Origin of the sequence: Paraburkholderia sp. PGU19 (assembly GCF_013426915.1) — a bacterium.
Lineage (GTDB): Bacteria > Pseudomonadota > Gammaproteobacteria > Burkholderiales > Burkholderiaceae > Paraburkholderia.
Genome location: NZ_AP023179.1, coordinates 1,185,796 through 1,200,502, shown reverse-complemented (window position 1 = coordinate 1,200,502; position 14,707 = coordinate 1,185,796). Strand labels below are relative to the sequence as shown.

Here is a 14,707-nt window from a genome sequence, read left to right as displayed (position 1 = left end):
AGCGCACATGAGTCAGTTCGAAGTACGCATCGGCATCAATCCGCTGTCGTGGATGAACGACGATTTGCCGTCGCTCGGCGGCGAGACGCCACTCGACGTCGCGCTCACGGAAGGACGCGAAATCGGCTATCAGGGGTTCGAGCTTGGGAACAAGTTTCCACGCGAGCCCGAAGCATTGAAGGCGTTGTTCAAACAGTACGATTTGTCGCTCGTGTCCGGATGGTACTCGGGACGGCTCGCGGATTTCAGCCGCAGCATCGAGGACGAGTGCAAGGCCGCCGACTCTCATCTGGAGCTACTCGCGAAAAACGGCGCGACGGTGATGGTCTACGGCGAAGTGCACAACACGATCCAGGGCTCGCCGTTGCCGTTGTATCAGCGGCCGCGCTTTTTCACCGATGAGCAATGGAACACGTACGCAAAGCGCCTGAATGAATTCGCACGCTATACGTTGAGCAAGGGCGTGCGCGTCGCGTATCACCATCACATGGGCGCGTACGTCGAAACTGCCGCCGACGTCGATCGTCTGATGGCGTTGACCACCGACGACGTCGGACTGCTGTTCGACGCGGGCCACATTACGTTTGCGGGCGGGGATGCGCTTGCGGTGCTCAACCGGCATATAGGTCGCGTCTGTCATGTGCATTGCAAGGATGTGCGCCCTGCCGTGATGAAGCTCGCGCGCAATCGCAACTGGAGCTTTCTCGATGCGGTGATTGCGGGCGCGTTCACGGTGCCGGGCGACGGCGCTGTCGATTTTTCCGCGATCATCGATACGTTGAAGCGTCACGGTTATCGCGGCTGGCTTGTCGTCGAGGCGGAGCAGGACCCGGCCGTCGCGCCGTCGTATGCTTATGCGCAGAAGGGTTATCGCACGCTGCGCACGCTCGTCGATGCGCCCCTCGATGTCGCACAGGAGGCAGCATGAGTTTGCTTGTGAAGGCACAGCGCGAAGGCCAGACGATCGCGCGCGTGACGCCCGAATCGGCGGGCTGGAAGTATGTGGGATTCGCCGCGTACCGGATGGAATCGAACGAGGTCGTGCACGTGCTGGAAGCGTCGCGCGAGGTGTGTATTGTGGTGATGGCGGGTGCCGTTGATATTGAAACCGATGCGCAGACGTGGACTGGGCTTGGTTCGCGTGACAGCGTGTTCGAGGACAGCGCGCCTGTTGCGGTTTATTTGCCGCCTGGCGTGCGGGCTATTGTTCGTGCCAATCGGCATGCGGAGGTGGGTGTGGCTAGTGCGCCGGCCAAGGGCGAGTATCCTGCGCGGCTGATCGAGTCTTCGCAGATGAAGCGGTCTGTGCGGGGTAAGGGCGCGAATACGCGGTATGTGTGCGATATTCTTCCGCAGACTGAGACGGCTGAATCACTGCTCGTGGTTGAGGTGCGTACGCCGGGTGGGCATTCGTCCAGCTATCCGCCGCATAAGCACGATACCAATAATATTCCTGCGGAAAGCTTTCTTGAAGAGACTTATTATCATCGGCTTAGTCCGCCGCAAGGGTTTGCGTTTCAACGCGTGTATACCGATGAGCGGGATATCGATGAGTCTCTCGCGGTCGAGGATCACGATGTCGTGATGGTGCCGCGTGGGTATCATCCTGTCGTTGTGCCTTATGGGTATGACTCTTATTATCTTAATGTCATGGCTGGGCCTACCAGAGCCTGGCATTTCAAGAATGATCCTCGGCATGAGTGGATTGTTGAGCGGGATTCGAAGGGTTAGGTTTTTTGTCTGCGACGCTGGTCGGTGTTTTGGACTTTTCGCTGGCATCCGCGTTGCGTTAGCGTGCTTCAGGCGTCGCCGTTCGGTGTTCTGGCCTTTGAGCTGGCATCCGCGTATTGCCTCCGTGCTTCAAGCGTCGCCCCTGTGCGGGGCGGCACCTACTTTTCTTTGCCGCCGCAAAGAAAAGTAGGCAAAAGAAAGCGGCTCACACCGCCAGCGCTAGTTATTGCCTGAGGGCCCCCACAGGATCTTATGCTTCACACGGCAATCACGTGACCCATGTTCGTTGCCAACGCTATTGCGGTGCGCCTCACCCGCTTCGCGCGCCCACGTCGCCACATGCCGCGACGGACGATCTACGGCCGCCCAGGTCGCAAACTGTGTGTAGACCGTAGAGATTCACACGCCTCACTTCGGACCCGATAGCGCACGCGTCCCACCCTGTAAGAGCGCCACGCTATACGACGCGACAACCTACACACAGTTTGCCACCTGGGCGGCACATACCAGTCGCTGCCACTAGCGCGTGTGCGGGTGTTTGAAGTGGGTGAGGCGCTTATTCAGCGCGTTGGCAACGCACGCGAACAGATAGGCTGCCGTGTGAAGCGCAAGACCGTTTGGGGGCCCTCAGGCAAACACAAGAACTGGCGGTGTGAGCCGCTTTCTTTTGCCTACTTTTCTTTGCGGCGGCAAAGAAAAGTAGGTGCCGCCCCGCACAGGGGCGACGCTTGAAGCAAGCTAACGAATCGCGGATGCCAGCGAAGAGGCAAAGCAAACACTGCATCGCAGATATGCCAGCGCAAAAGCAAAAAACCCAAAACCAAGCGTCGCAGACAACAATCAAACCCACTTAGCTCGATCAACAACGGGCACCCCACAATCACCTATCCTTTCACCACATCACACCGACAGGCATAAAAGTCAGCCGCAACCGCCCGTAGCACAGCGCTTCGCGCAATGACTGCTGTGCAAGTCAAACAGAGAACAAAAGTGATGCGATGCAAAATCAGCCCACGCCGAGCCATTCGCGCATCACGTCGGGCCGCGCCCGAAACGATTCCAGCGAACCATCGAACACGATCTCGCCATGCCCCATCACGGCGATACGGCTCGCAATCCGGTCGGCGATCACGAGCCGCTGTTCGATCAGCAGCATCGCGACGCCACGCTCGCGCAGCAGTTTCAATGCCGCTGCAAGCTGCGCAACGACCTGACCCGCGAGTCCTTCCGTCGGCTCGTCGATCACGATCAGATCAGGGTCGCGGAGCAACGCGCGCGCCACCGAAAGCATCTGCTGCTCGCCGCCCGACAACGCACCCGCCTTCGTCCGCGCGCGTTCGCGCAGCACGGGAAAGAGCGTTTGCGCGTCGTCGAGTGTGAAGCGGGCGGCACGTCTGGCGTTGCGCGGCTGGATGCCCAGTTGCAGGTTTTCCTGCACCGTCAGCGTCGGAAATACATCGCGCTGTTCGGGCACATAACCAATGCCGAGCCGCGCGATCTCGAACGCACGCCGGCCTTCCAGCGGCTGTCCGGCGAAACGGATCACGCCTCGCGTACGCACGAAACCCATGATCGCCTTCGCCAGCGTCGAGCGGCCCGAGCCGTTGCGGCCCGCGAGCGCGACGGCTTCGCCCGCTTCGATATGCAGGTCCACGCCGTGCAGCGCCTGACTCGCGCCGTACCACGCGCGCAGATCGCGAATCTCCAGTAATGGGTTCAACGCGCGGCTCCCTGTGCGGCGTCGCCAATATCGCCCAGGTACGCCGCGCGCACGGCGGGATCGGCGCGAATCGCGTCCGGCGTGCCCGTCGCGATCACCTCGCCTTGCACGAGCACGCTGATGCGATCCGCGAGACCAAACACGACGTCCATATCGTGCTCGACCATCAGCAGCGTGCGGCCCGCCGTCGCCGCGCGGATCAGTTCGACAGCGCGCGCTGCCTCGGCGCGGTTCATGCCCGCCGTCGGCTCGTCGAGCAGCAGCGTATGCGCGCCGCTCGCCAGCGCCAGGCCCAGATCGAGCGCGCGTTGGTCCGCGTAACTCAGCGTGCCCGCGATCACGTCGCGACGGTCGTCCAGACCGACGGCGTTCAGTACTTGCTCGGCGCGCTCGTCACCCTCGCGCGTCGCGGTGTAGCGCTGCCACCAGCGCATGCGGTCACGATTCGCGATCTGCGCGGCGCAACGCAGGTTGTCGAATACGCTGAGCTTCGCGAAGAAACTCGTCGTCTGAAAACTGCGCGCGAGCCCGCGACGGCAAATCGCCGCGGGCACAAGACGCGTGATGTCCGCGCCATACAGTTCGATGCGGCCCGCGCTCGGCCGCGCCGCGCCCGCGATCAGATTGAAGAGCGTCGATTTGCCCGCGCCGTTCGGACCGATCAGCGCGTGACGTTCGTGCGGCTCGACCATGAGATCGACGCCGCGCAGGATGCGCGTCGCGCCGAAGCGCTTGTCGAGACGTCGCACGGCGATGGCGGGAATCATTCGTTGACCTCCGCGCGCGTTTCGTCGTTGAGCTTTCCGGGCATACGCGCAGCCACGCGCATCGTCAGCCAGCCGATCGCGGCGAGGCACAGCACGGATGCCGTAAGCCATGCAGGATCGATCGTCGTGAAGAGACCCGCGCGCTCTTCCGTGCCGAAGCGTTGCGCGTAAGCCCATTGAACGCACAGCACGACGGCAAGCCACCACGCGCAAGCGCTCGCTATCCGGCATGCAAACCACGGCAGGCATACGCGCCATCCATCGCGTGAAATGCGGGCGGTTTGACGCCGCATCCATCCCGCGATGCCATCGGGCGCGCACACCACCACGACCACGAAGAACAGCCCGAGATACAGCAGCCACGCGCGCGTCGCGCCCGCCACGACGACGCTGAAAAACGTCAGCACGACGGCGCCCGCCACCGGCCCAAAAAACGCCCCGCTTCCGCCGATCACCGTCGCGATCAGCACCGAGCCCGAGCGCAGCATGCCGACGCTTTCGGTCGATACCAGTTCGACATTGATCAGCCCGAGCGTGCCCGCGATGCCCGCAAAAAACGACGACCACACAACGACCTCATAACGCACACGGCGCGGAAAGCAACCGATAGCCGCCGCGCGAACCGGGTTGTCGCGCACGGCATTCGCGAGCCGCATGAGCGGCGTGCGCGACAGCAGGTACATCGCGATCACGGCGAGCGCGCACCACAACGCGATCAGCGCATAGGCTTCGCGCGCAGGGCCGAACGTCAAGCCCGGCACCGCGAGACCCGCCGTGCGGTCGATCGCGACGCCCGCCTCGCCGCCGAACCAGTCGGGCAAGGTCCACGCCGCCGCCGCGACGAGTTCGCCGATGCCGAGCGTGATCATCGCGAACGCGGTGCCTGCCCGGCGTGTCGCAACCAGGCCATACAGCGCGCCGAACAGCGCGCCGCCGATACCGCCCATCAACGGCAGCAGCGGCAACGGCACGCCGACGCGATTGAACAGTTGCGCGGCGATCAGCGCGCCGACGCCCGACGAAGCCGCATGCCCGAACGACAATAGCCCCGCGCCACCGAGCAGCAGGTTATACGACAGCGCGAACACGATCATCGCGGCCGTCTGCGCGAGCCAGGCGACGAGCCAGCTTTGCGTCGACAGACACGGCGGCAGGATGAGCAACGCCGCGAGCGCGGCCCACGGCAACGCGGCGCGCCATGTCGGCCTACGCGGCGAAGCAGCCTGCGCGTCGTGCGCCTGATTCACCTCACGCATCGTCGTCGCGTTGTCCGAAGAAGCCGCGCGAGCGTACGGCAAGCATCGCGACGAGCAGCAGATAGGGCACGAGCGGCGCGAGTTGCGCGAGCGTCAGCGCGCTCCATGCGGCGGGCAACGCGTTGTCGAAGTCGCCGACCAACTCGCCGAGCGGAATATCGGTAGCGACCGCGAAGGTCTGCACGCAGCCCATCACCAGCGACGCCACGAGCGCGCCGCCAAGCGACCCCAGCCCGCCGATCACGACCACGACGAACACGATCGATCCCACCGATTCGGCCATCGCCGGTTCGAGCACGAACAGCGGCGCACCGATCACGCCTGCCAGCGCGGCGAGCGCGGTGCCCGCCGCGAACACGCCGGTGAACACGCGCGGCACGTCGTGACCGAGCGCTTCGACGGCTTGCGGATGCGTGAGCGCCGCGCGCACGATCAGCCCCGCTTTCGACACGCGCAGCACCGCGTGCAACACGGCCAGCATCGCAATCGCGACGGCCATCATGAACGCGCGATAGCGCGAGAACGCGACGCCGTACACATCGAGCAGCGGACCATCGAGCGCTGCCGGCACGGCGGCGCTCAGCGCCTGCAAGCCCCAGACGAGCTTGACGCCCTCGCCGATCAGATAGGCCGCGCCGAACGTCAGCAGCAATTCCGCCAGATGCCCGTGCGGCCGCACACGCCGCAGCAGCCACCGTTCGAGCGCCGCGCCCATCAGCCCGACGACGAGCGGCGCGACGATGAGCGCCCACCAGAAACCCACGCGCGCCGCGACGGAAAAGCCGACATACGCACCGAGCATGTAGAAGCTCGCGTGCGCGAAGTTCAGCACGCCGAGCATGCTGAAAATCAGCGTCAATCCCGCCGACAGCATGAACAGCAGCAAGCCGTAGCTGACGCCGTTCAGCGCATCGATGACGAACGACTGCACGCGTCAGCCTGCCTGCTCGTCTTGCACGCCTTCCACGACGAGCAGCGGTTCGAGCGCCGCGCGCAAGCTGTCGGGCAACGCAACGGGACGCCGCGTGTCGCGATCCACATAGACATGCACAAAATGCCCTTGCGCGGCGGGCTCCGCATCGCCTTCCCTGAAAAGCCCCACTTCGTAACGCACGCTCGACGTGCCGAGCCGTACGACGCGCAGGCCCGCATCGATGCGATCCGGAAACACGATCGGCACGAAGTAGTTGCACTGCGTCTCGACCACGAGGCCGATCGTCGTGCCGCGCTCGATATCGAGCACGCCGCTGCGGATCAGATACTCGTTCACGACGGTATCGAAGTAGCTGTAATAGACGACGTTGTTCACGTGGCCGTACACGTCGTTGTCCATCCAGCGCGTGGCAATGGACAGGAAGTGCGGGTAAGCCGTGCGCGGCGCGGGAGCAGGTTTGTTCATGTCGTGTGCGGTTGGATGAAGGGACGGCGCTTACATCGACTCGATCAGCATCCGCCGATAATCGTCGGCCGTCGCTTCGCGCGGATTCGTCTTGTGGCAATGATCGGCGAGCGCGCCCTTGATGACCTTGTCGAATGCACTTTCGTCGACGCCCATTTGCTTCAGGCCCGTCGGCAGTCCGAGGCGCGCGGTCATGTCGTGCAGCGCTGCCGCGAGATCGGCGTTGTCGGGCAGGTTCATCACGCGGCGCATGCGCGCATAACGGCGATTCTCGACGACGGACGGCGCGCTTTCGTTGAAGCGCAGCACGGCGGGCAGCACGACGGCGTTCAGCGTGCCGTGATGCAGCGACGTGCGCCCATTCACCGACACGCCGCCGAGCGGATGCGACAGCGAATGTACGCAGCCGAGTCCCTTCTGGAACGCCATCGCGCCCTGCATCGACGCGCTCATCATGTGCAGGCGCGCGTCGCGGTTCTGGCCGTCGCGCGTCGCGAGTTCGATGTTCGCCCAGGCGCGCTCCAGCCCGTCGAGCGCGATGCCGTCGGCGGGTGGGTTGAACGAAGGCGCCAGAAACGTTTCGATGCAATGCGCGATCGCATCCATGCCCGTCGCGGCCGTCAGCGACGGCGGCAGGCCGAGCGTGAGACCCGGATCGCAGATAGCGGCCTTCGGCAGCAGATGCCACGAATGGAAGCCGAGCTTGCGGCCGTCGTTCAGGATCACGATCGCGCCGCGCGCCACTTCGCTGCCCGTGCCCGCCGTGGTCGGAATCGCGATCAGCGGCGCCGCCTTGTCGGTGATCCTGGCGCTGCCGCCTTCGATCGTCGCGTAATCCGTCATCGTGCCCGGATGCGTCGCCATGATCGCGACGCCCTTGGCGAGATCGATCGACGAGCCGCCGCCGATCGCCACCAGCCCGTCGCAGCCCTCTTCCCGATAGCGCTGCGCGGCCGCCATCACCATCGCTTCCGTGGGGTTCGACGGCGTGTCGTCGAAGATGGGCACGCCGGGCAGCTTCAACGCGTCGATTGCCTGCTGCGCGACGCCCGCCGCCATCACGCCCTTGTCCGTCACCACGAGCGGCCGCCTGATGCCGGAACGCTCGCACTCCGCCGGCAACTGCGCGAGCGCGTCGTAGCCGAGATGAATGTGCGTCAGATAGTAGATGTAGGCCATGGCGATGCGTCTCCGTTGTTATCGAGGATTCCGTGCTCGCGCCGTCGAAACGGCGAGAGCGGCTGACTGCGACCATCACGGCAAGCGTTGCGCATTGCCCTTTCTATTGTTGCGTCATTGACCCGGCCGCTCGATGAATCCGAATGGCAAGCCGCGCCCGTGCATCGTCGGCGCGCCGCTTATACAGACTTCACGCGGCGCACAGTTCGCGAACCTCAGCGACGAAGCGCTCGACCGTTTCGGGCTGCGTGTCCCATGCGCACATCAGCCGGCAGCCGCCCGCGCCGATGAACTCATAGAACTTCCAGCCACGCGTGCGCATGGCCTTCGCGACATGCGGCGGCAATTGCGCGAACACGGCGTTCGATTCCGTCGGGAACATGATGCTCACGCCGCGAATTTCCGCGAGGCGCGATTCCATCAGTTGCGCCATGGCGTTTGCGTGGCGCGCGTTGCGCAGCCAGACGTCCTTGTCGAGCAAGCCGAGCCACGGCGCGGAGATGAAGCGCATTTTCGACGCAAGCTGTCCCGCCTGCTTCAGCCGATAAGCGAAGTCATCAGCCAGTGCGCGATCGAAGAACACGACCGCCTCGCCCACGGGCAATCCGTTCTTCGTGCCGCCGAAGCACAGCACGTCGACGCCCGCGCGCCACGTGATCTCCGACGGATGCACGTCGAGCGCGGCGACGGCGTTTGCAAAGCGCGCGCCATCCATGTGGACCTTCAGATGACGGCGCTTCGCGATCGCCGCAATCGCGCGGATTTCCTCGACGCTGTACACGGTGCCCACTTCTGTCGACTGCGTGAGCGTCACGACCTTGGGCTTCGGATAGTGGATGTCGGCGCGGCGCGTGACGACGGCTTCGATCGCATCGGGCGTGAGCTTGCCGCCGACGCCCGGCGCCGTCAGCAGTTTCGAGCCGTTCGAGAAGAATTCGGGGCCGCCGCATTCGTCCGTTTCGATGTGCGCGAGCTCGTGGCAGATCACCGAATGGTAGGACTGGCACAGCGACGCCAGCGCCAGCGAGTTGGCCGCCGTGCCGTTGAAGACGAAAAACACTTCGCAGTCGGTCTGGAACAGGTTGCGCAGGCGGTCGCAGACTTGCTGCGTCCACGAGTCGTCGCCGTAGGCCGGTTCGTGGCCGCTGTTGTTGGCGGCGATCAGCGCTTCGAGCGCTTCGGGGCAGATGCCGGCGTAGTTGTCCGACGCAAAATGTTGCATGGCAGGCGGCGCACCCGGCGATGAGCGCGCAATGATGGCTGGAAAGCGGACATTTTAGTGCGGCGGGTGCTGAATTTGTTTCTGGCGGGTTGGATCGGCGGGAATGGACGCCTGATCAGGACGGGAGACTGTGCGTACGAGAGTCCGCTGCACAGCCAGTGGGAGTGAGAGGTGCCTGCGGTTGTTCGGTCGTCGTGGTGCTCGCGGGCGTTGTTCGTCCGCACCATCCGGCAGCGTCTGGGCGTGCCGGGCTTTTGCTCAGGCGCGCAGCGACGGGCGCAACACAGCTACCACGACGAGACCCACGGCGCCCGCGAGCAACGCGATCGCCGCCAGCCACAACGCCAGCGTGAACGAACCGGTGTGTGCGGCGATCGGCGCGGCGACGAGCGGACCCACGATCTGCCCAAGGCCATAGGCCGCCGTCGCATAGCCCATCAATCCCGCCGCGTTGTCGCCGTGCAGCCGCCGCGCCTCGCGCATCGCGAACAGGGTGATCGCCGTGAACGGCAGGCCGATCAGCGCGCTGCCAAGCGCGAAGCCACCCGCCGTCGGCGACACGATGCCCGCGAGGATGCCGAGCGACTGCAGCACGTAGCAGCCGGCCAGCAGCGTGCGGTTGTCCCAGCGCGACGGCAGACGCGCGCCCACCAACGCGCCCACGACCAGCGCGCCGCCGAACATCGGCCAGAACAGATCAGGCCACGGCGAATCCACGGGCAGCGCAGCGCGGGCGATCACGGGCAAGAACGTCGCGGTGATGATGTACCCGAAACCGGGCACGCCGTAGAGGACTATCAGCCAGAAGGCATCCGCGCGGTGCAGATGCACGCGATGTCGATGCGCATCGGTCTGCGCCGACGCGCTTTTCCGCGTCGATGCCGTTGCGGTCGATGGCGTCTCGAACGTGCGCCATACGAGCACGGTCAGCACAGCCGACACGAGCCCAAACCCGATCCAGCCCGCCGACGCGCCATATCCGCCCGCCGCGCTGACCAGCAGGCCCGTCCCCGCGATGCCGAGTCCCGGGCCCGTGTAGATCACGCCGCTCCACTCGTTCGCGCCCAGTTCGGCGAGCCGCCGCAAACCCCATTGCGACGCGAATACGAAGGTCCACGCGCTGATCGCGCCCGCGATGAAGCGCACCACGGCCCACACCCAGAACTGATGCGTGACACCCATCGCGAGCACGAGCACCACAGTGGACGCGAGGCCCGCCTTCACCACGCGCGCCGCATCCATGCGTAGCGCGACGCAAGCGATCGCACCGAGGAAATAACCCGCGTAGTTGAGCGACGCGAGCCAGCCGCCGTGTCTGATATCGAGCGCGCCGCCGTGGAGCATCAGCGGCAACAGCGGCGTAAAGGCAAAGCGGCCGACGCCGAGCGCGACGGCAAGCGCCGCCATGCAGGCCAACGCCGCGCGGCGCGCGACATGGGTTGAAACGTGGTTTGTCTGAAAGGTGCGGGTGGCGAAATCGTTCATTGATGACATGGCGGTGGCCTGTCGCCCCGAGGTTGGACGGCACGGCGGTCTGCTTCTTCCACACAATCGTAGCTTGACCCTTCAATCTCATAAAATGAATAATACGGATAGATTTAATCTCATGGAGAGATTGATGGATCTTGCCGCCCTTTCGATCTTTCGCGCCGTCGTGCGCGAAAACGGCGTGACGCGGGCCGCAGCGAAGCTCAATCGGGTGCAATCGAACGTGACCACGCGTATCAAGCAACTCGAAGAGCAATTGGGCACCGAACTGTTCGTTCGCGACGGCCGGCGGCTTGTGCTGACGCCTGCGGGCGAGACACTGCTGCCCTATGCCGAACGGCTGCTCGCGCTCGCCGACGAAGCGCGCCACGCGGTCAAGGACACGCGTCCGAGCGGACGCCTGCGGCTGGGCACGATGGAGAGCGTCGCCGCGACCCGCTTGCCCGGACTGCTCGCGCAGTATCACCAGACGTGGCCCGACGTCGCGCTCGAACTGGAGACGGGGACGACGGGCAAGCTGATCGATCGCGTGCGCGAATTCGAGGTGGACGCGGCGATCGTCGCAACGCCGCTCGATCCGGGCTGGATCGGCGATCTGTTCGAGGTCGTGCCCGTGTTTCGCGAAGAACTGGTGATGGTGTCGCCGCGCGGTCATCCGCCCATCCATCATGCGAGCGATATTTCGCTTTCGACGCTGATCGCGTTCGAGGTGGGCTGCGCGTATCGCGTGCATGTCGAAAAGTGGTACATGGAGCACGGCATCCGGCCCTCGCGGGTGCTGGAGCTCGGCTCGTATCACGCGATCGTCGCGTGCGTGGCGGCGGGCGCGGGCGTCGCATTCGCGCCGCGCTCGGTGTTGGCGCTGCTGCCCGAATCGGACGATATCGCCGTGCATCCGCTCGCCGGGCTCGGCAGCATCGAGACGATACTGGTCTGGCGACGCGGTCACTTCTCGTCGGCATTGAATGCGTTGCGCGGGATGCTGGTCGCGAGCGGGAACCTGCAGCAAAAGCCGGCGGACGATGTGGCTGCCTGAGCCCTCGACGGACGTTATCTGGCTAACCTGAAAGCACAAAATCAAAAAGCCGCAAGTCTTACGACTCGCGGCTTTTTGGTTGATACGAATGCTACGTGGCGCGGAGGCTTAGAGTTGCGCTTCGACCCAGCCCTTCACGCCAGCCAGCGCAGCCGGCAGATTGGCCGGCTCGGTACCGCCCGCCTGCGCCATGTCCGGACGGCCGCCGCCCTTGCCGCCGACCTGCTGCGCGACGAAGTTGACCAGCTCGCCCGCCTTGACCTTCTTGCTCGCCTCGGCCGTGACGCCCGCGATCAGGCTGACCTTGCCGCCTTCGACGGACGCCAGCACGATCGCCGCGCTCTTGAGCTTGTCCTTGAGCTTGTCGACGGTTTCGCGCAGCGTCTTGACGTCCGCGCCTTCCAGGGTAGCCGCCAGCACCTGCACGCCGGCAACCTCGATGGCCTGGCCGGCCAGTTCATCGCCCTGGCTCGACGCGAGCTTCGACTTCAGCGCGCCCAGTTCCTTTTCCAGCGACTTCACCTGGTCCTGAACCATCGAGATGCGTTGCGTCAGTTCCGACGGCTGCGCCTTCAGCGCCGCAGCCGCGGCGTTGATGCGCGCGTCGAGTTCCTGCACGTAACGCACCGCGTTATCGCCCGTGATCGCTTCGACGCGACGGATGCCCGCCGCGACGCCGCCTTCCATCACGATCTTGAAGAAGCCGATATCGCCCGTGCGATGCACGTGCGTGCCGCCGCACAACTCGCGCGAGAAGCCCAGATCCAGCACGCGCACTTCGTCGCCGTACTTCTCGCCGAACAGCGCCATGGCGCCGCCCTTCACCGCTTCGTCGTACGGCATCACCTGCACGATGCCCGGCGCGTTCGCCAGCACTTCGGCATTGACGATGGCTTCGACGCGGCGGATTTCATCGTCCGTCATCGGCGCGTTGTGCGCGAAGTCGAAGCGGGTCTTGTCGGCGTCGACGAGCGAGCCCTTCTGCTGCACGTGGCCGCCGAGCACTTCGCGCAGCGCCTTGTGCATCAGGTGGGTAGCCGAGTGGTTGCGGGCCGTGCGCGCGCGGCGGATCGCGTCGATCTCCGCCTTCACGACGTCACCGACCTTCAGCGTGCCCTGCTCCAGCGTGCCGTGATGGCCCACGACGTCCGCCTGCACCTTCAGCGTATCGGCGACGGCGAAGCGCACGCTCGCGTTCGCCAGCACGCCCTGATCGCCAACCTGGCCGCCCGACTCCGCGTAGAACGGCGTGTGGTCGAGCACGACGACAGCCTGCTGGCCCTTCGTCACTTCGTTGACGGACGCGCCGTCGACATACAGCGCCGTGATCTTCGCGTCGTCGAAGACGATTTCTTCGTATCCGTGGAACGTGGTCTTCGCGCCCGTGTATTCGAGGCCCTGCGCCATCTTGAACTTGCCGGCCGCGCGCGCCTGTTCGCGCTGACGGGCCATCGCTTCGTCGAATGCGGGTTCGTCCACCGTCACTTCGCGCTCGCGGCACACGTCTGCCGTCAGATCGAGCGGGAAGCCATAGGTGTCGTGCAGCTTGAACGCAACTTCGCCGTCGAGCGTCTTGCCGCCCTTCGCTTCCAGATCGGCCAGTGCGCTTTCGAGGATCGACATGCCGTGCTCGATGGTCTCGAAGAAGCGCTCTTCTTCCTGACGCAGCACGTCCGTGACGCGCTGTTCGGCGTCTTTCAGTTCGGGATACGCGCCGCCCATCTGCGCGACGAGGTCCGCGACCAGCTTGTGGAAGAACGAACCCTTGCGGCCCAGCTTGTAGCCGTGGCGGATTGCGCGGCGCACGATACGGCGCAGCACGTAGCCGCGGCCTTCGTTGCCGGGGATCACGCCATCGACGATCAGGAACGAGCACGCGCGGATGTGATCGGCGATCACCTTCAACGAGTTGTTCGACAGATCTTCGACGCCCGTTTCGCGCCCTGCCGCCTTGATCAGCGCCTGGAACAGGTCGATCTCGTAGTTGCTGTGCATGTGCTGCAGCACGGCCGCGATACGCTCCAGACCCATGCCCGTGTCCACGCACTGCTTGGGCAGCGGCGTCATGTTGCCCTGCGCGTCGCGGCTGAATTGCATGAACACGAGATTCCAGATCTCGATGTAACGGTCACCGTCTTCTTCCGGCGATCCCGGCGGGCCGCCCCATACTTCGGGACCGTGGTCGTAGAAGATTTCCGAGCACGGACCGCACGGGCCGACGTCGGCCATCTGCCAGAAGTTGTCCGATGCGTAACGCGCGCCCTTGTTGTCGCCGATGCGGATGATGCGCTCGGTCGGCACGCCGACTTCCTTCGCCCAGATGTCGAAGGCTTCGTCGTCTTCCTGGTAGACGGTGACCCAGAGCTTTTCCTTCGGCAACTGATAGACGCCCGTCAGCAGTTCCCACGCGTAGTGGATCGCGTCACGCTTGAAATAGTCGCCAAACGAGAAGTTGCCGAGCATTTCGAAGAACGTGTGGTGACGCGCCGTGTAGCCGACGTTTTCCAGGTCGTTGTGCTTGCCGCCCGCGCGCACGCTGCGCTGCGAGGTCGTAGCCCGCGAGTACGGACGCGATTCGGTGCCGAGAAACACATCTTTGAACTGCACCATGCCCGAATTGGTGAAGAGCAGCGTCGGGTCGTTGCCGGGCACGAGGCTCGACGAACGGACGATCGTATGGCCCTTCGATTCGAAGAACTTGAGGAATTTCTCGCGGATTTCGGCGGCTTTCATAGCGTGCTTTGGGGACGGTCCTGGCTTGAGCCGACGGCTGCGGAAGACTGACCGGCCGTCGCAATAGATTGTTTCCTGAACGGTCGATTATACGGGATCGGCGCTGTCGCGCGGCGCCGTGGCGCGGGCTGTGCGCGGCATTGGCCATCCGGCCAGTTCGCCCTCTCGAAAACGCC

Annotated in this window: 12 protein-coding genes; 3 read left to right on the top strand and 9 right to left on the bottom strand. The window is 64.6% G+C overall.

The window, feature by feature from the left end:
- Positions 1–7 precede the first annotated feature (7 nt).
- Positions 8–928 (top strand): myo-inosose-2 dehydratase, encoded by a 921-nt coding sequence (gene iolE / locus H1204_RS05505; protein ID WP_180730298.1) that lies wholly within the window; start codon positions 8–10, stop codon positions 926–928.
- Positions 925–1,731 (top strand): 5-deoxy-glucuronate isomerase, encoded by an 807-nt coding sequence (gene iolB, locus H1204_RS05500; protein ID WP_180730296.1) that lies wholly within the window; start codon positions 925–927, stop codon positions 1,729–1,731. The genes iolE and iolB overlap by 4 nt, the downstream gene beginning before the upstream one ends.
- Before the next feature lie 1,006 nt (positions 1,732–2,737).
- On the opposite strand, the gene H1204_RS05495 is transcribed toward iolB, so the two are convergent.
- The 8 genes from H1204_RS05495 to H1204_RS05460 form a co-directional block, all read right to left on the bottom strand.
- Complete coding sequence (locus H1204_RS05495; protein WP_180730295.1) at positions 2,738–3,451, bottom strand: ABC transporter ATP-binding protein; 714 nt, start codon at positions 3,449–3,451, stop codon at positions 2,738–2,740.
- Positions 3,448–4,218: an ABC transporter ATP-binding protein gene (locus tag H1204_RS05490; protein ID WP_180730293.1), complete on the bottom strand. Its 771-nt coding sequence runs from the start codon at positions 4,216–4,218 to the stop codon at positions 3,448–3,450. Before H1204_RS05490 ends, H1204_RS05495 begins: the two co-directional genes overlap by 4 nt.
- Positions 4,215–5,474, bottom strand: a complete 1,260-nt coding sequence (locus H1204_RS05485) for a branched-chain amino acid ABC transporter permease (protein WP_180730292.1) — start codon at positions 5,472–5,474, stop codon at positions 4,215–4,217. The genes H1204_RS05490 and H1204_RS05485 overlap by 4 nt, the downstream gene beginning before the upstream one ends.
- On the bottom strand, positions 5,467–6,405 hold the full coding sequence (locus H1204_RS05480) for a branched-chain amino acid ABC transporter permease (RefSeq protein ID WP_180730290.1): 939 nt from the start codon (positions 6,403–6,405) through the stop codon (positions 5,467–5,469). The genes H1204_RS05485 and H1204_RS05480 overlap by 8 nt, the downstream gene beginning before the upstream one ends.
- 3 nt (positions 6,406–6,408) lie before the next feature.
- Positions 6,409–6,873 carry a thioesterase family protein gene (locus H1204_RS05475; protein WP_180730288.1) on the bottom strand — a complete coding sequence of 155 codons (465 nt, stop codon included), beginning with the start codon at positions 6,871–6,873 and terminating at the stop codon, positions 6,409–6,411.
- A 30-nt stretch (positions 6,874–6,903) separates the two neighbouring features.
- A complete protein-coding gene (locus H1204_RS05470; RefSeq protein ID WP_180730287.1) occupies positions 6,904–8,052 on the bottom strand; it encodes an iron-containing alcohol dehydrogenase in 1,149 nt (382 codons plus the stop codon).
- 190 nt (positions 8,053–8,242) lie between these two features.
- Positions 8,243–9,274: a low specificity L-threonine aldolase gene (locus H1204_RS05465; RefSeq protein WP_180730285.1), complete on the bottom strand. Its 1,032-nt coding sequence runs from the start codon at positions 9,272–9,274 to the stop codon at positions 8,243–8,245.
- A 258-nt stretch (positions 9,275–9,532) separates the two neighbouring features.
- Positions 9,533–10,759, bottom strand: coding sequence for a YbfB/YjiJ family MFS transporter (locus H1204_RS05460; protein WP_180730876.1), 1,227 nt, complete (start codon positions 10,757–10,759; stop codon positions 9,533–9,535).
- A 133-nt stretch (positions 10,760–10,892) separates the two neighbouring features.
- Here H1204_RS05460 and H1204_RS05455 point away from each other — a divergent pair, with 133 nt between their 5' ends.
- Positions 10,893–11,798: a LysR family transcriptional regulator gene (locus H1204_RS05455; RefSeq protein WP_180730283.1), complete on the top strand. Its 906-nt coding sequence runs from the start codon at positions 10,893–10,895 to the stop codon at positions 11,796–11,798.
- A gap of 108 nt (positions 11,799–11,906) precedes the next feature.
- Here H1204_RS05455 and alaS read toward each other — a convergent pair whose 3' ends face one another.
- The gene (gene alaS / locus H1204_RS05450) at positions 11,907–14,531 is read right to left on the bottom strand and encodes an alanine--tRNA ligase (RefSeq protein ID WP_180730282.1); all 2,625 of its coding nucleotides are present in this window, start codon (positions 14,529–14,531) and stop codon (positions 11,907–11,909) included.
- Between the last annotated feature and the right edge of the window lie 176 nt (positions 14,532–14,707).